Here is an 18399-nt window from a genome sequence, read left to right as displayed (position 1 = left end):
CACGCCGAGGCGGTGTCGCGGCGGGAGGGCCGGACGCCGCCGGGCGGCGCATGCACGAGCACGGCCTCGGGAACCGTGAGCGCCGGGTCCCCGAGGCCGTGCCGTGTCCCGGACGGAAGGCTCAGCCGACCGTCCACTTCTGGTTGGCGTTGCCGCTGCAGCTCCAGATCTGCAGCGGAGTGCCGTTGGCGGAGTCGTTGTCCTTCACGTCGAGGCACTTGTCCGCCTGCGGGTTGACGATGTCGTGCGCGTCGGTGACGACCCACTTCTGGTTCGGGCCGCCGGTGCAGTCCCACAGCTGGACGGGGGTGCCGTCCGCGGTGCCGTTGTCCTCCACGTCCAGGCACTTGCCCAGGGCGCGGATGGTGCCGTCGGAGCCGACCGTCCACTGCTGGGCGGCGGTGCCGTTGCAGTCGTAGAGCTGGACCTGGGTGCCGTTGGCGGAGTTCGCCGCGGCCACGTCCACACACTTGCCGGCCAGGCCGCGGATCGCCGTGCCGGTGGCCGTGTTGCTCGTGGTGACGGAGACCGAGTCGACCACCAGCTGCTGCGGGAAGGAGGTGGAGCCGTCCGGGTCGCCGGGCCAGTCGCCGCCCACCGCGAGGTTCAGGATGAGGAAGAACGGCTTGTTGAACACCCAGGTCTTGCCGCCCAGGTCGGCCGGGGTGCGGCGCTGGTAGACGTTGCCGTCCACCGACCAGGTGATGGAGTCCGGGGCCCAGTCGACGGCGAAGGTGTGGAAGTCGTCGGCGAACGCCTGACCGCCCGGCAGGGAGTAGGGGGCGCCGATGCCGCCGGAGCCGGAGTAGCCCGGGCCGTGGATGGTGCCGTGCACCGTGGACGGCTCGTAGCCGACGTTCTCCATGATGTCGATCTCGCCGGAGTTCGGCCAGCCGACGTCACCGATGTCGGTGCCCAGCATCCAGAACGCCGGCCACATGCCCTGGCCCCGCGGAACCTTCATCCGGGCCTCGACGTGGCCGTACTGCGCGGCGAACTTCCCGGAGGTGTTCAGCCGGGCCGAGGTGTACTGGCACGTGCCGTACCAGCACTGGTAGTTGCCGGGGTTCTCGCGCTTGGCGGTGATGACCAGGTGCCCCTGGCCGTCCAGGGCCGCGTTGTTCGTGCCCGAGGTGTAGTACTGCCGCTCGTGGTTGTTGACGTTGTCCCCGGTCTCCATCTGCCACTTGGAGCTGTCGACGGGCGAGCCCGCGGGCCCGTCGAAGGTGTCGGAGAACGTTGTCACCTCCGCGGCGGCGGAGGAGGTGCTGCTCGTCGGTGCCGCCGCCTGGGCGGGTGCGGCCAGAGCCGACCCGGCGAGGACGGCGGACAGGGCGGTGAGCAGACATCTGCGGAGAAGGCGTGGGCCGGCCACGGCGTTCCCTTCCGTACGGCGGCCCTGACAGGGGCACGCCAAACCATGATGGGGGGTGGATGTGACGGTTCTTGATTTAAGAAGTGAAGTAAGGGCCCGTCAAGTCCTTGGTCCAGACCGCAGCGGGAGAAGCGGCTGTGCGGAACGGCGATCGGCGCCGCTCGTGCCGACGGGCGTGAGCGGCGCCCACCCGGGAGCCGCCGGGACGGCGGGGCGGGGGAGGTGCTGCCCGGTGCGCAGGGGGCGACCGGCGGGACAATCCGCCGGTGACACATCCTGCGAGGTCACCCGGGGTCGGTACCCGTGCCGGGCTGGGACAGTGCGGCCTGAAGCGTCGGCTGCACAGGGGTCAGCCGAGCCAGACCGGTGGCCTTCAGGATGCGCAGCGTCAGCGGGTCCGTGCACACCAGGCGCAGCTCGCCGCCCCGCTCCAGCAGCCGGCCGCGGGCCCGGTAGAGCAGGCGCAGTCCGGAGCAGTCGAAGAAGTCGACCTCGCTCAGGTCGATCACCACCCGTGCCCCGGACCGGTCGGTCGCGCGGTCCAGGCACGGACCGATCTCCTCCGCCGCGGCGATGTCGATCTCGCCGCTCAGCGTCAGTACGGTGCAGCCGCGGTCCCGGTGGACCCGTACGTGCCGGGTGAGCGGCGCGGAATCCTGCGGCACGACGGCATCGCCTCCCACCGGGTCGGGTCGGGGAGGGCGGAGGACCCCGGTGAGCGCCCCCTGCCCTTGCCCGGCAACCTACCCCCGTTGGAGTGAATTGCAGCATCTTCGATTGACATATGTCATCGGGTTGCTGTCAGTTCCGGTCACTCCATCGGACACCCCGCCGGTCACTCCACCGGTCAGTCCATGACGAGCACCAGTTTGCCGGTGGTACGGCCGGTCTCGCCCAGTTCGTGCGCCTTGGCGGCCTCGGCCAGCGGGAACGTTCCGGCGATCGTGGGCCGCAGCTTGCCCGACTCCACCAGCTCGGCGATCGCCCGCATCCCGTACTGATCGGCGTCGACGAGCATCCGCACCACCCGGACCCCCAGCCGGTCGGCCTCCTCGTCCAGCGTCCTGTCACCCACCGGCAGGATCGACACCAGCACGCCGCCCGGCCGCAGCGTGCGCAGCGAACGCACCGAGGTGTCGCCGCCCAGGGTGTCCAGCACCACGTCCACGTCCCGCACGGCCTCGGTGACATCGGTCGTGCGGTAGTCGACGGGCTCGTCCACACCGATGCCGCGCAGGAAGTCGTGCTTGCCGGCGCTCGCGGTGCCGATGACGTACGCACCGCGCGCCGTGGCGATCTGCACGGCCGCATGGCCCACCCCGCCGGCCGCCGCGTGGATGAGCACCCGCTGCCCGGCGCGCAGGTCCGCGTGCTCGACCAGGGCCTGCCAGGCGGTCAGCGAGACCAGCGGCAGCGCGCCCGCCTGGACATGGTCGAGCGCGGCCGGCTTGGGCACCAGGGCTCGCGCCGGTGCGATCACGTACTCGGCGTGCGAGCCGTGGCCGAACGGATACGGCAGCATGCCGAAGACCTCGTCGCCGGGCTGGAACAGGGCCACACCGAGCCCGGTCTCCTCGACCACGCCGGAGACGTCCCAGCCCAGCACGAACGGCGGCTCGCCGAGGAAGGCTCCGGTGGCGCGGTGCTTCCAGTCGGTGGGGTTGACCCCGGCCGCCCGCACCCGCACCAGCACCTCGTTGGGCCGCGGCACCGGCCGCTCCACCTCGATCAGCCGGAGCACCTCGGGACCGCCGAGCACGTCCTGCCCGACGGCCCGCATCGTCGTGATCTCACTCATGTGATCAAGCCTGCCTGCCTGCACTCACGGCGACAACGGCGGCCCGCCCGTCCGGTGTCCCCTGGGGTGACCGCCGGGGCGACCGGCAGGAAGGACCGGCCGACCGGGCAGGACGGTGCCGTGCCGCAGCCCGGTCGGCTGCGGCACGGATCGCCCCGCATGTTCGGGGCCCCGGCCGTTCAGGCACGGCCGCCTCGTGCCTTGGCCGGCCACACCCCGGTCGTCCGCTCGACGGCCCGGGCGCCCGCCCGGTCCACGGCACTGCGCACCACGGCGAAGATCGCCCCCTGCACCGCCGAGGCCAGCAGGATCTCACCCCAGCGGCGGTCCCGGTCCAGGGCGTCCGGCGCGTCGTCCTCGTGCCTGAGGACCTTCCACGTGGTCCGGAACGCCTTCCCGGCCAGTGTTCCGCCGGCCCAGCCCAGCGCATAGCCGATCGGCTGGTAGGCGACGGGGAACTTGCGCTTCTTCTTGGCCACCTGTGTCTCCTTGCGCGTCACGCGTCGGGCGCGTCAGCGGGCCGGGACGAGCCAGGAGCGCCGTCGGATCAGGGCCTGCCCTGCGGCGTCCGGTTTCTCAGGGCCTGCCCTGCGGCGGCACCTCCTCCTCGGGACGCACCGGGCCCGGAGGTGTCCCGTCGCCGAAGGGACGGCCGCCCAGCTCCTCCCGGTGGTGCGGCGCCAGCCAGCCGGTCAGGTCGGGGCCCAGCGGCACGATGCCGGTCGGGTTGATGCCGGTGTGCACCTGGTAGTAGTGGCGCTTGATGTGGTCGAAGTCGACCGTGTCGCCGAAACCGGGTGTCTGGTACAGATCCCGGGCGTACGCCCACAGCACCGGGTGCTCCGCGAGTTTCCACTTGTTGCACTTGAAGTGTCCGTGATACACGGCGTCGAAACGGACCAGTGTCGTGAACAGCCGGATGTCCGCCTCGGTGATGGTGTCGCCGACCAGGTAGCGCTGCCGGGCGAGCCGGTCCGCCAGCAGCTCCAGCCGCCGGAACACGCCCTCGCACGCCTCCTCGTACTCCTTCTGACCGGTGGCGAACCCCGCCCGGTACACCCCGTTGTTGACGTCCTCGTACACCTCGGCCATCACCGTGTCGATCTCGTCGCGGCGCTGCTGCGGGTAGAGGTCGGGGGCGCCGGGCCGGTGCAGGGCCGTCCACTCGGTGGCGAAGTCCAGCGTGATCTGCTGGTAGTCGTTGGTCACCAGGGCACCGCTGGGGATGTCCACGATCGCCGGCACGCTCACTCCGCCGGGGTAGCCCGTCTCCCGCCGGTCGTAGGCCTCGCTGAGGTAGCGGATCCCGAGCACCGGGTCGCGTCCGCCGGGGTCCAGGGTGAAACGCCAGCTGCGGTCGTCCTGGATCGGGTCGGCCACGGCCAGCGACAGGGCGTCCTCCAGCCCGAGCAGCCGCCGCGAGATCAGCGACCGGCTCGCCCACGGACAGGCACGGCTCACCACCAGCCGGTACCGGCCGGGTTCCACCGGCCAGCCGTCCCGGCCGTCGGCGGTGATCCGGTCCGCGAAGTGGCTGCGGGACCGCTTGAACGGTGTGTGCCCCAGGGAGCGGTTGCCGTCGGCGCCGTCGCTCATGCCTCGTCCTTCCGCCGTAGGGTCCTGCGGGGACACGTTCCCCGAATCCCGCCGTCCGCACGGCGTACCGACACGGTCACAGGCCCGGCCGGCCGCGGACGCGGTGGCAGCCGCGGCCCGGACGGCGCCGGCAACCCGGGCGGCAGGGTGAAGCCCCGCCGCGACGGGGGAGCGCGGCGGGGCCTGACCTGTGCGTGCCCCGACTGCGGGCATCCCATGCCTGTCCGGCCCGGATCGTCCCCGGACGGAGGTCGCGAAGGACCCGGACGGATGCGCCGGGGGACCGGTGCGGCCGGGCCGCCGGGCCGGGGGCGGCCGGGGCGGACGCCGTCACGGTGGCGGACCGTCGCCCGGCGGACCGTCGCCCGCCGACGGCCGTCAGCGCCCTGCCGCTGACGGCCGCACGGCCGCTTCAGTGCCCCTCCGGCACCGGGTCCAGCACCAGCACCGGGATCTCCCGCGACGTCTTCTGCTGGTACTCGGCGTACGGCGGGTAGGCGGCCACCGCCCGCTCCCACCACTCGGCCTTCTCCTCGCCGGTCACCTCACGGGCCCGCACGTCCTGCTTGACCGGACCGTCCTGCAGCTCGGCCCGGGGGTCGGCCTTGAGGTTGAAATACCACAGCGGGTGCTGGGGCGCACCGCCCAGGGACGCCACCACCGCGTACCGCCCGTCGTGCTCCACGCGCATCACCGGCGTCTTGCGCAGCTTCCCGCTGCGCGCACCCCGCGTGGTCAGCACGACGACCGGATAGTCGGTGTCCGGCAGCGTGGTGCCCTTGGTGCCGCCCGAACCCTCGTACACCTCCACGTGCTTGCGGACCCATTCCTGCGGGCTGGGTTCGTACTCGCCTTCGAGGGGCATGGCGTCCGTCCTCTCGTCGTGGTGCCTCACCGACGGTGCGCCGGCGACAACAGCGGTGCCCTGTCGATTTCACCTCTGCCCTCGCTCGGAGCGCCACCGGTGCGCCCCGTGGACCGCCGTCCGTCGCACGGCGAGTGCCGCCCGGGCGAGCGCCGCACAGCGGCGGGCGGAACGGCGCCGACCGCCTGCCGTGCCGGGGACCTGGCCGGATCCCGTCGTCCCGAGCCGCGCCGGAGCAGCCGGACTACGATGCGGAAGAGTCGATTCCTAGCCATATCTCCTCCAGCGCCGGTTCTGGCCGGATGCCGCGTCGCACGATGGATGCCCCGGGGCATCTCATGAACACCGGCTCGACGCACCCTGACGTCTGCGAGGTCTGACATGCCGGACTCCACCACCGCACCGCCCACCAGCGCATCCTCGCCGGCCGGCGCACCCTCCGGCGCGGCACCGGTGGAGCCGGTCGCGTTCCCGCAGGACCGCACCTGTCCGTACCACCCGCCCACCGGCTACGACCCCCTGCGCACCGCCCGCCCGCTCACCCGTGTCACCCTCTACGACGGCCGGCCGGTCTGGATGGTCACCGGGCACACCGCCGCCCGCGCCCTGCTCGCCGACCCGCGCCTGTCCACCGACCGCACCCGCGAGGGCTTCCCGATGACCACGCCGCGATTCGCGGCCGTACGGGACCGCACCACCGCCCTGCTCGGCGTCGACGACCCGCAGCACCGCACCCAGCGGCGCATGCTGGTCCCCAGCTTCACCCTCAAACGCGCCGTCGCGCTCCGGCCCGACATCCAGCGCATCGTCGACGGCCTGCTGGACCGGATGACCGACCGCGGTGCCCCCGCGGACCTCGTCCCAGCGTTCGCGCTGCCCGTGCCCTCCATGGTGATCTGCGCGCTGCTCGGCGTCCCCTACGCCGACCACGAGTTCTTCGAGGCACAGTCCCGGATGCTGCTGCGCGGCCCGACCGCCGCCGACACCCAGGCCGCCCGCGAACACCTGGAGGCCTACCTGGGCGACCTGATCGACCGCAAGCAGAACGGGGAGAGCGGCGACGGCGTCCTGGACGAGCTGGTGCGCAACCAGCTGCGCGCCGGCGAACTCGACCGCAAGGAGCTGATCGGGCTCGCCCTCATCCTGCTCGTCGCCGGGCACGAGACGACCGCCAACATGATCTCGCTGGGCACCTTCACCCTGCTGCAGCATCCCGACCGGCTGGCCGAGCTGCGCGCCGACCCCGCGCTGTGGCCGGCGGCCGTGGAGGAGCTGATGCGCATGCTGTCCATCGCGGACGGGCTGCTGCGGGTGGCCACCGAGGACATCGAGGTGGACGGGACGGTCATCCGGGCCGGCGAGGGCGTGCTCGTCTCCACCTCGGTCGTCAACCGCGACGAGACGGTCTACGAGGACCCCGACTCCCTCGACTTCCACCGTCCTGCCCGCCACCATCTCGCCTTCGGTTTCGGCATCCACCAGTGCCTGGGCCAGAACCTCGCCCGCACCGAGCTGGAGATCGCCCTGAGCACCCTCTTCCGCCGGCTGCCCGCGCTCCGGCTCGCCGCCGAGCCCGAGACGATCCCCTTCAAACCCGGAGACACCATCCAGGGGATGCTGGAACTCCCCGTGACCTGGTGAGAGGCACGCCGCCATGCCCATCGACATCGACAAGGACCGCTGCATCGGCGCCGGCCAGTGCGCGCTGACCGCCCCGCAGGTGTTCACCCAGGACGACGACGGCCTCAGCACCCTGCTGCCCGGACACGGGAACGACGACGGGCCCCTGGTCCGCGAGGCCGCGCGGGCCTGCCCCGTCGGCGCGATCACGGTGACCCCGGCGGACCGGTGAGGTCCGCGCCAGTGCCTCAGGCGCCCGCCGGAAGGTCGAGCACCGCCAGGTGCAGGCCCCGCAGCCGCTTGGGATCCGCGACCACCTCGTAGGACTGCACCCGGCCGTCGTGCACGGCGATCCGCAGCACGCACAGCAGCCGGCCGGCCGGCGCCACCACGGCCCCGACACCCCCGTCGACCAGCGCGGGCGCGGCGAACCGCGCCCGCTCTCGCAGGGCGACCGTGCCGCGGGCCACGTCCCGGGCACCGCGCAGCTCCGCCGGCACCCCGGGCGGCAGCACCACCGGATCGGCCCGGCGCACCACATCGGGGGCCAGGACGTCCAGCAGCGCGGACAGGTCGCCACCGCGCGCGGCGGTCAGGAACGCCTCGACCACCGCACGCTGCCGCCCCAGCTCGGCGCCCGGCACCGCGGGCGCCCCGCGCACCTTGCCCCGGGCCCGGCTGGCCAGCTTCTTCGCGGCCGGCAGCGAGCGGTCCAGGACGGCGGCGATCCGGTCGAAGGGCACCGCGAACAGGTCGTGCAGCACGAAGGCCACCCGCTCCGGCGGGCTGAGCCGGTCCAGGACGACCAGCAGCGCCACCCCCACCGAGTCGGCGAGCAGCACCTCCTCCTCGGGCACGGCCCCCGCACCCTCGTCCGCCCGCTGCGGCACGTCGTGTCCGTAGGTCTCCTCCCGGCGCGCGGCACGTGCCCGCAGCATGTCCAGGCAGACCCGGGAGACCACCGTGGTCAGCCAGCCGTCGAGACGGCCGATGCCGTCGCCCCCGGTGCGGCCGAGCCGCAGCCAGGTCTCCTGCACCGCGTCCTCGGCCTCGCCCGCCGAGCCCAGCATCCGGTACGCGATCGCCCGCAGCCGGCCGCGCCGCTCCTCGAACCGCCGGGCCAGCTCCTCCTCGTCCGTCACCGCACCCATCGGTCACCTTTCCGTTCCGTGCTCCGTCACCCTTTCGTCGGAATTCGTACGAGCGAGGTGACCCGTGATGATGCTGCTGCACATCGACTCCAGTGCCGACCCGGTGGCCGACTCGGTGAGCCGCCGGCTCACCCGGCGTTTCGTCACCGCCTGGCGCGCCGTGCACGACGGCACGGCCGTCTGCCGCCACCGCGACCTCGCCGCCGACCCGGTGCCGCCGCTGACGGCGGCCTACACCGCTCTGGGACGCCGCGTGGAACGCGAAGGACTCGTGCCCCCGGAGAAGGTCCCCGCTCTCCTGGACGGTCCCGCCGAGCGGCGCGAATGGGAGCTGACGCTGCCGCTGATCGAGGAGCTGCGCTCCGCCCACACCGTGCTGCTCGGCGTGCCGATGTACAACTTCTCGGTGCCCGCCGCGCTGAAGGCGTGGATCGACCGGGTGACGTTCCCCGGGGCGTTCACCGACCCGGACACCGGTCAGAGCGTGCTGCGCGCGACCCGCGTCGTCCTGGTCATGGCCCGCGGCGGGGCCTACGGGCCCGGCACCCCGCGCGCGTCCTTCGACTTCCAGACGCCGTACCTGAAGGCGTACTTCGGCAACCTGGGGGTGGCACCGGAGCGCCTGCACGTCGTCGCCGCCGAACTGACCCGCGCCGACGTCCTGCCGCACCTCGCCGGGCTCGAGGAGCGAGCGGCCCGCTCGCTCGACCGGGCCCGCGCCCAGGTGACCGCCCTGGCCGCCGCCGAGTGACCCGGCCTGCCGGCGGTGCGGCGCACGCATCCGGCACCGTTGCGGCCGTCCATGACGATCCGTGAGGGAATACGCTCGGCCGGGCAACCACTTCGAGGCAGGAGCACCATCGATGCAGTATGTGAAACTCGGTTCGACCGGCCTGGACGTGTCGCGGATCTGCCTGGGCTGCATGACCTACGGCGTCCCCGACCGCGGCGCGCACGAGTGGACCTTGGACGAGGATGCCTCCCGGCCGCTGATCCGGCAGGCGTTGGAGGCCGGGATCAACTTCTTCGACACGGCCAACGTCTACTCCGACGGCACCAGCGAGGAGATCGTCGGCCGGGCGCTGCGCGACTTCGCCCGCCGCGACGAGATCGTTCTCGCCACCAAGGTGCACGGCCGGATGCGGCCCGGGCCCAACGGCGGCGGCCTGTCCCGCAAGGCGATCATGACCGAGATCGACAACAGCCTGCGCCGCCTCGGCACCGACTACGTCGACCTGTACCAGATCCACCGCTGGGACCCGCACACGCCGATCGAGGAGACGATGGAGGCGCTGCACGACGTCGTCAAGGCGGGCAAGGCGCGCTACATCGGGGCCAGCTCCATGTACGCCTGGCAGTTCTCCAAGGCGCAGTACACCGCGGAGCTGGGCGGCTGGACCCGGTTCGTGTCCATGCAGAACCACTACAACCTGCTCTACCGCGAGGAGGAGCGGGAGATGCTCCCGCTGTGCGAGGACCAGGGGGTCGGTGTGCTGCCCTGGAGCCCGCTGGCGCGTGGCCGCCTCACCCGTGACTGGGGGACCGAGACCGGCCGCAGCACCACGGACGAGTTCGGCAGCCGGCTCTACCAGGACAGCGACCGTGTCATCGTCGAGGCGGTCTCCCGTATCGCCCAGGAGCGCGGCGTCCCGCGGGCCCAGGTGGCCCTGGCCTGGCTGCTGCACCAGGACACGGTGACCGCCCCGATCGTCGGCGCGTCCAAGCCCGGCCATCTCGAGGACGCGGTGGCGGCGCTGGAGCTGCGGCTCACCGACGAGGAGATCGAGCAGCTGGAGGAGCCCTACGTGCCGCACGCGGTCAGCGGCCACTGATGACGCCCGCCCGGACCGCCGGCACCGCGCGGGCCGGCTCGTGAACCGCCGGCGGCCCCGGCGCGCGGGCCGTCTCACCGCCGTCCCGGAGGCGGCGGGGGCGGGCCCGGCGGCCGGGGCCCGCCGAACGGCGGCCCGACCGGAGGCGGTCCGTCCGGCGGCGGCCCCTCCGGCGGGGGCGGGGGCAGCGTCGTCAGGCCGGGGGCCGTCGCCGGCCACACCAGCAGTACCGGGCACGGCGCATGGTCGACGACGAAACGCGCCGCCGGCCCGAGACTGCGCGGCCCCAGCCGGGCGCGGTCCCCGTCGCGGGCCAGCACCAGCAGACCGGCGCCCTCGGCGGCCGCCACCACCTCCCGCTCGGGCCGCCCGGTTTGCTCCACCCGGGTGCACGGGCGCCCCAGCCGGGCGGCGGCCGCCTCCAGCAGCTCGCCCGCCGAGGCACCGCCCAGGGCCGCCACCTGCTCACCCGGGTCGCAGCCCCAGTCCCCGGGCGGGCGCGGCCGGCGGGGATGCCCGCGGCCGAGCAGCCCGGCGAACGCCCCGTGCGCCAGCGCCGGCATCTCCTCCTCGCTGACGTGCAGCAGCACCACCTCCGCGGACCGCGGGGCATGGGCGCGCACGGCGTCCACACAGGCCGGCCAGGTGCCCTCGACGAGCCAGGCGATCACCCGCATACGGCGGCTCCCTTCACGACCCTCACCGCGCACACCCGTGGGCGGCGCGGCCGCGGCGAGACCGCGTCCGTGACGTCCCGTCGTCCGCCCCGAGCGTGTGCCGGGGCGCCGGGCCGGCTCTCCGGTGTCGTACGACCTCGCGGGGAACGCTTGCGGCTCCGACCGGTGCGCGGTCCCGTGCACCACGGTTCTCGTGCGGCGGGCGATCTCCGCGCGGACCGCGGCATCCGGGCATCGCTGAGGACGTCCTGCCGTGCGGTGACGGCTGCTTCATCATGCAGCAGCTGCTGAGCGACCCGCCCATGTCCACCCGCCATGTCCACCCGGTCGTGTGCGTGGCCGATCCGTGCCGGCCCGCGTTCGGTGGCTGATGTGCGAGGGCTGCGGGACCGCGCCAGGGTGGAGGCAGGGGGGAGAAGGCATCTGCCGTGTCACGAGGAGACGTCATGAAGCAGCAGGAGATCACCGATGCCCTAAGGCGAGCCTTCGAAGCGAACGAGGCCGACTTCAGCTCGATCGAGGACCAGGTTCGCACCCGGCAGGCCACGGCTCGGGAACGGCTGACCAGGAGCGGATGGAACGATCAGGGAGATTTCCACTGCCTGGCGTGCCCGTGCCCCCACTTCCTGCAAGGGGGCCACGAAGGGAGGTGTCGGCGCGGATCCTGCGGTCACTCGCTCCTGAGCCACGACCTGCCGCGCTGACCACCGCTCACACAGACGCGCGCACCGAAACGGGGCACCCCCCATCGGCAAGATCACGATCCGCGGCAGGAGCACCGAAGAACAGCACGATCAGAAAATGTGCAGCGACCCCCACAGGGCCAACACCGCGGGCACGAGCGCCGCCGGCACGGCCAGCAGACCCAGACGGGTGAACTCCCTCAGGTCCACCCGGTGCTCGTGCTGGTGGACGATCCTGCGCCACAGCAGGGTCGCCAACGACCCGGCGTAGGTCAGGTTCGGGCCGATGTTGACGCCCAGCAGCACCGCGAGCACGGCGCCCGGACCGGCCGGGGCGGCCAGCGGCAGCAGGACCAGCACCGCGGGCAGGTTGTTGATCAGGTTGGCCAGGACGGCGGCGATCGCGGCGGTCGCCAGCAGCGCCGCGGGCGACGTGCCGCCGGGCAGGACGTGGCCGAGGGCGTCGCCGAGCCCGTGGTCGACCACCGCGCGCACCACGATCCCGAGCGCCAGGACGAACACCAGGAACGCGGGCGCCGCCGCCCGCACCACCGTCAGCGGCGTGGCCCGCCGACGCACCAGCGCCCGCCCCGCCAGCGCCAGGGCCCCGGCCAGCGCCGCCCACGCCGGGTCCACCCCCACCAGCGAGGCGACCACGAACCCGGCCAGTGTGCACACCACCGTGACCAGCGCGAACAGCGGCAGCGCGGGCGGCTCGCCGGTGGCCGGAGCGGGCGCCGCCACCGCGAGATCGTGCGCGAAGAAACGCCGGAAGACCAGGTACTCCGCGCCGATCGCCACCAGCCAGGGCAGCGCCATCAGCGCCGCGAACCGGGTGAAGCTCAGGCCGCTCGCCGTGAACGCCAGCAGATTCGTCAGATTGGACACGGGCAGCAGCAGCGACGCGGTGTTCGACAGGTGGGTGCAGGCGTACACATGTGGCTTGGGGCGCACGCCGGAGTGTGCGGCAGTGGCGAACACCACCGGCGTGAGCAGCACGACCGTGGCGTCCAGGCTGAGCACCGCCGTGATCACCGAGGCGAGCGCGAACACCGCGGTCAGCAGCCGTGACGGCCGCCCGCGCGCCCACCGGGCCGTCCACGCCCCGCAGGCCCGGAACAGCCCTTCCTCGGCGCAGAAGTGCGCGATGACCAGCACGGCGGCCAGAAACCCGACCACCGGCCCGAGCCGTTCGGCCTCGGCTCGTGCGTGCTCCGGCGAGACCACCCCGGTCGCCACGGCCACGGCGGCCGCCGGAACCGCCATGACGGCCTCCGGCAGGCCGAAGGGCCGCACCACGGCCCACACCAGGACCGCGACGAGCAGGACGACGGACAGAGTCTGCGGGTAAGGGCTGTTCAGGGCTCGGATCCTTCGGACACGGTCGACGGTGCCCGATCATCAAAGCAGACGGACGTACCAGGTCCGCGCCGGTGGCCGGGCACCGGGGTCCGTCACGGACCGGTGCCGGGGCGCAGGACCGTCACATACACCGAGGAGGCGTTGCCGCCGACCGGGACCGGCCCGGCCGTCCAGCGCACCCGCAGCGGGTCCCGCTCGTCCGGCGGGGTCACCACCAGCGTGGCCGGGGTCGCCGCCCGCGCCTCGCTGACCTCGGGGTTGGCGAAGGTCAGGCCCGCCCAGGCGCTCTCGTGCGGTTGCAGCGTCACGGTCGAGGGCGACCCCGGGGAACGCTTCGGGTCCGGCCCGAGCTGCTTGCCGGAGGCGTCCACGAACGCGGCACCCGGGTAGCCGCGCACCGTGCAGGTGCGGCTGGAGACGTTGGTGAGGACCAGCGGGAAGTTCTCCTGCCCGGCGCCCGGGTCGTTCCGGCCGACCGTGGCCCGCAGCTCGGAGGTGTGGCAGCGGGTGCTGCCCGCGGACGTGCCCTGGGGGGCGGCCCTGGTGCCGGAGGAGTGCGCGGACGGGGCGGAGCCGGTGCTCCCGCTGCTCCCGTCCGGGCGCGCGGCGCTGTCGTCGGCCGGGGTGCTCGCCCCGGAGGCCGCGCCGGGCGGGGTGTCGCCGTTCGTCGCGTCACCGGTCGCGGGCGCGGCGGCGCCCGGCACCTTCTGCGGCGAGCTGACGGTGTCGCTGCCGGTGCCGCAGGCCGACAGCAGGCCCAGCACGGTCAGTGCGCCCGCGCTCGCCAGCGCGAGGGTGCGGTGACGGGACGGGAAGGTGTATGCCATGTTCCACGCTCCTGCAGAGTTCGTCGCACGCGGTGCGTGCGTCCGGCGCCCGGTGGCGCCGTCACCGGGTTCTGATGCGCGCACCGGGCGGGAAGTTCGCGGCTCGCGCGGGATTTTTTCTCGCCCGCTCCGTCCGCGGCCTGTCACGGGCATCTCTTCCCGTTTCCGGGCCCGACGCAGGTCACCCGTACGGGGTCAGCTCACCCGCAGGGCGGCGAGCACACGGTCGGTCGCGTCGGCACCGCCGTGCCTGCGGATCTGCACGTACACCTGGTCCCGGCTCGCCGAGGCGGCCGCCGGGACCAGCGCGGACTCGGTGATCCTGCCGCCGCCGGTGCAGCGGCTCCAGGACCGGACGACGCCCCTGAACCGCTCGCCGGTCCAGGAACGCTCGCCGTCGTAGTGGCAGCCGGTGTGGGAGACGGCGTCCACCCGCGCCCTGACGTCGCCCCTCGCGCTCAGCCCGACGAAGACCCCGTCCACGTCGGACGAGGGATCCTGCCAGCGGGACAGGTCGTCGGCGACGGCGAGCGCCGGCTCGTGCCCGGCGGGCAGGCCCAGCACCCCCGGGTCCCAGCCGGAGTCCCGCAGCTGCCGCGCCCAGTCGGCCGGGACGTGCACCGTGATCCGCCCGCTGGCGTCCGCGACCCGCACCTGCGGAGCCGGACCGGGCCGCAGCGCCAGCGCCAGCCCCGTCCCACCGACGCCGAGCACCGTCACCGCGGCCGCCGCGGCGAGCAGCCGGACCCGGCCGCGGCGCCGCGGCCGGCCCGAATCGGCCCCGGCCAGCTGCTCCAGTGCGTCCGCGAACGCCCCGGCGTCCGGCCAGCGTTTCGCCCGGTCGGCCTCGAGCGCGCGCAGCAGCGCCCGCTCCACGGCGGCGTCCAGGCCGGGCCGCAGCCGCCGGGGCGGCACCACGTCGCCCGGCTCGGCCGGCACCACACCGGTGATCAGCTCGTACCCGACCGCGCCCAGGCTGTAGACGTCGGCCCGGGCGTCGATGCCGCTGCCCGGGCTCGCCTGCTCCGGCGGCCGGTACCCGGCCGATCCCGCCGCCAGGGTCAGCCCGGAGGCCTCGGCCAGGCTCTTGGCGAGCCCCAGGTCGGCGAGCAGCACCCGCCGGGTGCCGTCCGGCGCGGTGCTCAGCAGGACGTTGCTCGGCTTGACGTCGCGGTGCACGATGCCCGCCTCGTGCAGGGCGTGGGCGCCGCGCGCCGCCAGCGCGGTCAGCCGCAGCGCCTCCGGCACCGGCAGCGGACCGTCGGCGACCAGGTCGGCGAGGGTGCCGGCGTCGGCGTACTCCATGACGAAGTACGGCCGGCCGTCGGGCAGCTCCCCGATGTCGTACACCTGCACCACCCGGGGGGAGCCGGCCCTGCGCAGCATCCGCGCCTCGGACAGGAACCGTTCCCGCACGTCCAGGCGGTGCGCCCAGTTCTCGGCGAGGACCTTCACGGCCACCTGGGCGTCGAGGTCGTCGTCCCGGGCCAGCCAGACCGTGCCGAAGGCACCGGTGCCGAGGCACCGCTCGATCCGGTAGCGGCCGATCCGCTGGGCTGAGTGCATGGGACTATCATGCCTGCTCAGAGATCTACTCCCGAGGGGGCCTGCCGTGCCGGATGCGGTGCTGACCGAGGACCTGGCCCGGCGGTCCGCCGCCGGTGACGGTGCCGCGCTGGCGGAACTGCTCACCCTGATCCGCCCCGAGGTGGTGCGGCGCTGCGGACGTTTCCTGCCGTGCCGGGAGGACGCCGAGGAGGCCGCGCAGGACGTGCTGCTGGCGCTCTCCCGGAACATCACCGGCTTCCAGGGCCGCAGCCGCTTCTCCACCTGGCTGTACACGGTCGTCGCCAACTGCTGCCGGCAGAAGTACCGGGAGCTGCGCCGGCGCGCCGCCGAGCAGCCCGCCACGATCGAGCCCGCCCAGCACATCGACCCGCGCACCACCAGTGTCATCGCGGGCTCCCGGGTGGATCTGCTGGAGGCGCTGGAGCGGCTGGAGCGGGAGCATCCGCATCTGGTGGCGCCGCTGGTGTACCGGGACATCTGCCAGCTGGAGTACGCCGAGGCCGCCGAACGGGCGGGGGTCCCGCTGGGCACCTTCAAGTCGCGGCTGCACCAGGCCCGGCGTCAGGTCAGGCCCTGGCTGGCGGGTGCCTGAGGGCGGGGTCAGTCTCCCTCCCACAGGTTCAGCTCCGCCCAGATGGTCTTGCCGTCCGCGGTGTGCCGGCTGCCCCAGCGCTGGGTGAGCTGGGCGACCAGCAGCAGCCCGCGGCCGCCCTCGTCCCAGGTCTTGGCCCGCCGCAGGTGCGGGGCGGTGCTGCTGGTGTCGGACACCTCGCAGATCAGGTGGGTGTCGTCGTGGATGAGGCGCAGCCGGATCGGCGGGGTGCCGTAGCGGATGGCGTTGGTGACCAGCTCGCTGACCACCAGTTCGGCGGTGGACGCCACCGAGCTGAGCCCCCAGGCGTCCAGCTGGTCCAGGGCCTGGCCGCGGACCGGGGCGACCAGCGCGGGGTCGGAGGGGATGTCCCAGGTCGCCACCTGGGAGGCGGCCAGGCCCCGGGTGCGGGCCAGCAGCAGGGCGGCGTCGTCGCTGGAGCCGACCGCCGGCAGCAGGGTCTGCAGCACCCGGTCGCAGGTCTCTTCCAGCCCCGACGTCGGTTCGGCCAGCGCCGTGCACAGCAGCCGGCGTCCGGTCTCGGCGGTGCGGCCGCGGTTCTCGATCAGGCCGTCGGTGTAGAAGGACAGCACGCTGCCCTCCGGCAGGTGCATCTCCACCGCCTCGAACGGCAGCCCGCCCAGGCCCAGCGGGGGACCGGCGGGCAGGTCGATCACGCGCGGGGGGCCGTCGGGCGGGACGAGCACGGGGGAGGGGTGGCCGGCGCGGGCGAGCGAGCAGCGGCGCGAGACCGGGTCGTACACCGCGTACAGGCAGGTCGCGCCGACCTCGCCGGGCCGGCCCTCGCCGCCCGCCTCCGCCGACATCCGCATGACCACGTCGTCGAGGTGGGTGAGCAGTTCCTCCGGGGCGAGGTCGATGTCGGCGAGGGTGCGCACGGCGGTGCGCAGCCGGCCCATGGTCGCCGAGGCCTGCACTCCGTGGCCGAGGACGTCGCCGACGACGAGGGCGACCCGCATCCCGGACAGCGGGATCACGTCGAACCAGTCGCCGCCCATCCGGGAACGGGCGGCCGGCAGGTACCGGGAGGCCGCCTCCACGGCGGCCGTGCGCGGCAGGGTGCGCGGCAGCAGGCTGCGCTGCAGGGCGAGGGCGGTCTCCCGCTCGCGGGAGTAGCGGCGGGCGTTGTCGATGCAGACGGCGGCGCGGGCCGTGACGTCCTCGGCGAGCAGCACGTCGTCGGCGGTGAAGGCGGCGGCCTGCTCGTACCGGGTGAAGACGGCCACGCCGAGCACGACACCGCGGGCCCGGATCGGCACCGACATCGTGGAGTGGATGCCCAGCTGCCGGATCCGCTCCAGGCGTTCCGGGTCCCAGGCGTACCACTTCTCCATCTCGTCGGACGTTCTGGCCACCACGATCGCCTGACCGGTCAGCAGGGCCACCGCCTGCGGCGAGGCGGCCGGGTAGACCTCGCTGTCGCCGATGTCGACCAGGGTCTCGGGTGCGTAGGGCCGGACCGAGCGGTGGGCGACCCGGCGCAGCGTGACCGGCGTGTGCGGCGGTCCGATGGGCAGCTCGCCACCGGGCTCGGGCGGGTCCACCAGCTGCACGCTGACGAAGTCGGCGAGGGCGGGCACGCAGACGTCGGCGAGTTCCTGGGCCGTGCGGGTCACGTCCAGCGTGGTGCCGATGCGCACGCTGGCCTCGTTGACCAGTTGCAGCCGCTGCCGGGCCCGGTACTGGTCGGTGAAGTCGTGGACGGCGACGCACACCCCGCGCACCCGTCCGGCGTCGTCGGTGACCGGGGACAGGCGGACCAGCCAGGAGACCGTCCTGCCGTCGGCGCCCCGCCGGTCGGTGTGCACGTCCGTGCCGCGGCCGGTGTGCAGCACCTGGAGCATGTGCCGCTCGATGTCGTCGGTGGCGTCCGGCCGTCCGCCGATCTCGGGCAGGCGCAGACCGCGCAGCTGTTCGCCCGGGGCGCCGAGGATCCGGGCCATGGCGTCGTTGACGGTGTGCAGACGCAGGCGGTCGTCGCAGATCGCGATCGCGCACGGGGCCTGCACCAGCTCGGCCCGGGCGAGCGGGTCGTCGTCGGTGCGGGTGTCGTCCTCGCGCAGCGGGGAGACGACGAACCAGTCACCGGCCCGGTCCCCGGCGTCCTGCCGGTGGGCCAGCAGCCACACCGGCACGGCGTGTCCGTCGCGGTGGCGCAGGGGGAGTGTGCCGGACCAGCGCCGCCCGCCGGGCGGCTCCGCCCGGGTCCCGTCCGCCAGGAGCTGTGCGGCGGGCCGGGAGACGACCTCCTCCGGCGCCCAGCCGAGCAGCCGACGGGCGCCCTCGTTCCACTCGACGAGGACTCCGTGCTCGTCGACGACCGCACGCGCCGTGGCCCCCTCGTCGAACGGATACGCCGGTCTCATGTGGCCGCTCCATCGTGCACACTCACCGTGATCACGGCGATCAGGTGGGTCACCCGTCCTCCAGC

The 18399-nt window shown here is 73.9% G+C and carries 18 protein-coding genes; 6 read left to right on the top strand and 12 right to left on the bottom strand.

The genetic code is table 11. The features are described from left to right. Positions 1–121: 121 nt before the first annotated feature. The 6 genes from OG899_RS01620 to OG899_RS01595 all read right to left on the bottom strand — a co-directional run bounded on the left by OG899_RS01620 (position 122) and on the right by OG899_RS01595 (position 5634). Positions 122–1375 carry a lectin gene (locus tag OG899_RS01620; RefSeq protein ID WP_406310870.1) on the bottom strand — a complete coding sequence of 418 codons (1254 nt, stop codon included), beginning with the start codon at positions 1373–1375 and terminating at the stop codon, positions 122–124. Positions 1376–1659: 284 nt separating this feature from the next. Continuing rightward, positions 1660–2040: an STAS domain-containing protein gene (locus OG899_RS01615; protein ID WP_125497695.1), complete on the bottom strand. Its 381-nt coding sequence runs from the start codon at positions 2038–2040 to the stop codon at positions 1660–1662. Positions 2041–2222: 182 nt separating this feature from the next. After that, complete coding sequence (locus OG899_RS01610) at positions 2223–3173, bottom strand: NADP-dependent oxidoreductase (RefSeq protein WP_125497694.1); 951 nt, start codon at positions 3171–3173, stop codon at positions 2223–2225. Between the two features lie 179 nt (positions 3174–3352). Beyond that, complete coding sequence (locus OG899_RS01605; RefSeq protein WP_125497693.1) at positions 3353–3652, bottom strand: DUF4235 domain-containing protein; 300 nt, start codon at positions 3650–3652, stop codon at positions 3353–3355. A gap of 97 nt (positions 3653–3749) precedes the next feature. After that, positions 3750–4769, bottom strand: coding sequence for a glutathione S-transferase family protein (locus OG899_RS01600; RefSeq protein ID WP_125497692.1), 1020 nt, complete (start codon positions 4767–4769; stop codon positions 3750–3752). A 412-nt stretch (positions 4770–5181) separates the two neighbouring features. Next, entirely contained in the window at positions 5182–5634 is a 453-nt protein-coding gene (locus OG899_RS01595; RefSeq protein ID WP_125497691.1) for a nitroreductase family deazaflavin-dependent oxidoreductase, read from the bottom strand. A 381-nt stretch (positions 5635–6015) separates the two neighbouring features. Here OG899_RS01595 and OG899_RS01590 point away from each other — a divergent pair, with 381 nt between their 5' ends. Further along, a complete protein-coding gene (locus tag OG899_RS01590) occupies positions 6016–7275 on the top strand; it encodes a cytochrome P450 (protein ID WP_406310869.1) in 1260 nt (419 codons plus the stop codon). A gap of 13 nt (positions 7276–7288) precedes the next feature. Further along, positions 7289–7486: a ferredoxin gene (locus OG899_RS01585; RefSeq protein WP_125497689.1), complete on the top strand. Its 198-nt coding sequence runs from the start codon at positions 7289–7291 to the stop codon at positions 7484–7486. A 16-nt stretch (positions 7487–7502) separates the two neighbouring features. Here the strand turns inward: OG899_RS01585 and OG899_RS01580 are convergent, their stop codons facing one another. After that, entirely contained in the window at positions 7503–8405 is a 903-nt protein-coding gene (locus OG899_RS01580; RefSeq protein WP_185867835.1) for a sigma-70 family RNA polymerase sigma factor, read from the bottom strand. 70 nt (positions 8406–8475) lie between these two features. On the opposite strand from OG899_RS01580, the gene OG899_RS01575 reads away from it, so the two are divergent. Next, positions 8476–9156 carry an FMN-dependent NADH-azoreductase gene (locus tag OG899_RS01575; RefSeq protein ID WP_406311188.1) on the top strand — a complete coding sequence of 227 codons (681 nt, stop codon included), beginning with the start codon at positions 8476–8478 and terminating at the stop codon, positions 9154–9156. A 112-nt stretch (positions 9157–9268) separates the two neighbouring features. Further along, complete coding sequence (locus OG899_RS01570; protein ID WP_125497688.1) at positions 9269–10237, top strand: aldo/keto reductase; 969 nt, start codon at positions 9269–9271, stop codon at positions 10235–10237. A 74-nt stretch (positions 10238–10311) separates the two neighbouring features. On the opposite strand, the gene OG899_RS01565 is transcribed toward OG899_RS01570, so the two are convergent. After that, a complete protein-coding gene (locus OG899_RS01565; RefSeq protein ID WP_189427673.1) occupies positions 10312–10914 on the bottom strand; it encodes a universal stress protein in 603 nt (200 codons plus the stop codon). Between the two features lie 446 nt (positions 10915–11360). On the opposite strand from OG899_RS01565, the gene OG899_RS01560 reads away from it, so the two are divergent. Further along, entirely contained in the window at positions 11361–11618 is a 258-nt protein-coding gene (locus tag OG899_RS01560; protein ID WP_168130976.1) for a hypothetical protein, read from the top strand. A gap of 90 nt (positions 11619–11708) precedes the next feature. Here the strand turns inward: OG899_RS01560 and OG899_RS01555 are convergent, their stop codons facing one another. From OG899_RS01555 to OG899_RS01545, 3 genes are all read right to left on the bottom strand, one after another. Further along, positions 11709–12959, bottom strand: a complete 1251-nt coding sequence (locus OG899_RS01555) for an SLC13 family permease (RefSeq protein WP_125497685.1) — start codon at positions 12957–12959, stop codon at positions 11709–11711. A 92-nt stretch (positions 12960–13051) separates the two neighbouring features. Beyond that, positions 13052–13786: a DUF4232 domain-containing protein gene (locus OG899_RS01550; RefSeq protein ID WP_125497684.1), complete on the bottom strand. Its 735-nt coding sequence runs from the start codon at positions 13784–13786 to the stop codon at positions 13052–13054. 195 nt (positions 13787–13981) lie between these two features. Beyond that, positions 13982–15352, bottom strand: a complete 1371-nt coding sequence (locus tag OG899_RS01545) for a serine/threonine-protein kinase (RefSeq protein WP_125497683.1) — start codon at positions 15350–15352, stop codon at positions 13982–13984. Between OG899_RS01545 and OG899_RS01540 the strand changes: the two genes are divergently transcribed. Beyond that, positions 15351–15947, top strand: coding sequence for an RNA polymerase sigma factor (locus tag OG899_RS01540; RefSeq protein ID WP_125497682.1), 597 nt, complete (start codon positions 15351–15353; stop codon positions 15945–15947). The genes OG899_RS01545 and OG899_RS01540 overlap by 2 nt on opposite strands. 8 nt (positions 15948–15955) lie before the next feature. Here the strand turns inward: OG899_RS01540 and OG899_RS01535 are convergent, their stop codons facing one another. Continuing rightward, positions 15956–18334: a SpoIIE family protein phosphatase gene (locus OG899_RS01535; protein WP_168130977.1), complete on the bottom strand. Its 2379-nt coding sequence runs from the start codon at positions 18332–18334 to the stop codon at positions 15956–15958. Between the last annotated feature and the right edge of the window lie 65 nt (positions 18335–18399).

Origin of the sequence: Streptomyces thermoviolaceus, from assembly GCF_045209695.1 — a bacterium.
In the GTDB taxonomy this organism is placed as follows: domain Bacteria; phylum Actinomycetota; class Actinomycetes; order Streptomycetales; family Streptomycetaceae; genus Streptomyces; species Streptomyces thermoviolaceus.
This window is presented reverse-complemented; position numbering and strand designations above follow the sequence as displayed.

Excerpts from the sequence above, each read along its gene's own strand:
- OG899_RS01610 (WP_125497694.1), bottom strand. The coding sequence starts at position 3,173 with ATGAGTGAGATCACGACGATGCGGGCCGTCGGGCAGGACGTGCTCGGC.
- OG899_RS01600 (WP_125497692.1), bottom strand. The coding sequence starts at position 4,769 with ATGAGCGACGGCGCCGACGGCAACCGCTCCCTGGGGCACACACCGTTC.
- OG899_RS01595 (WP_125497691.1), bottom strand. The coding sequence starts at position 5,634 with ATGCCCCTCGAAGGCGAGTACGAACCCAGCCCGCAGGAATGGGTCCGC.
- OG899_RS01590 (WP_406310869.1), top strand. The coding sequence starts at position 6,016 with ATGCCGGACTCCACCACCGCACCGCCCACCAGCGCATCCTCGCCGGCC.
- OG899_RS01585 (WP_125497689.1), top strand. The coding sequence starts at position 7,289 with ATGCCCATCGACATCGACAAGGACCGCTGCATCGGCGCCGGCCAGTGC.
- OG899_RS01580 (WP_185867835.1), bottom strand. The coding sequence starts at position 8,405 with ATGGGTGCGGTGACGGACGAGGAGGAGCTGGCCCGGCGGTTCGAGGAG.
- OG899_RS01575 (WP_406311188.1), top strand. The coding sequence starts at position 8,476 with ATGCTGCTGCACATCGACTCCAGTGCCGACCCGGTGGCCGACTCGGTG.
- OG899_RS01570 (WP_125497688.1), top strand. The coding sequence starts at position 9,269 with ATGCAGTATGTGAAACTCGGTTCGACCGGCCTGGACGTGTCGCGGATC.
- OG899_RS01565 (WP_189427673.1), bottom strand. The coding sequence starts at position 10,914 with ATGCGGGTGATCGCCTGGCTCGTCGAGGGCACCTGGCCGGCCTGTGTG.
- OG899_RS01560 (WP_168130976.1), top strand. The coding sequence starts at position 11,361 with ATGAAGCAGCAGGAGATCACCGATGCCCTAAGGCGAGCCTTCGAAGCG.
- OG899_RS01550 (WP_125497684.1), bottom strand. The coding sequence starts at position 13,786 with ATGGCATACACCTTCCCGTCCCGTCACCGCACCCTCGCGCTGGCGAGC.
- OG899_RS01540 (WP_125497682.1), top strand. The coding sequence starts at position 15,351 with ATGGGACTATCATGCCTGCTCAGAGATCTACTCCCGAGGGGGCCTGCC.
- OG899_RS01545 (WP_125497683.1), bottom strand. The coding sequence starts at position 15,352 with ATGCACTCAGCCCAGCGGATCGGCCGCTACCGGATCGAGCGGTGCCTC.
- OG899_RS01535 (WP_168130977.1), bottom strand. The coding sequence starts at position 18,334 with ATGAGACCGGCGTATCCGTTCGACGAGGGGGCCACGGCGCGTGCGGTC.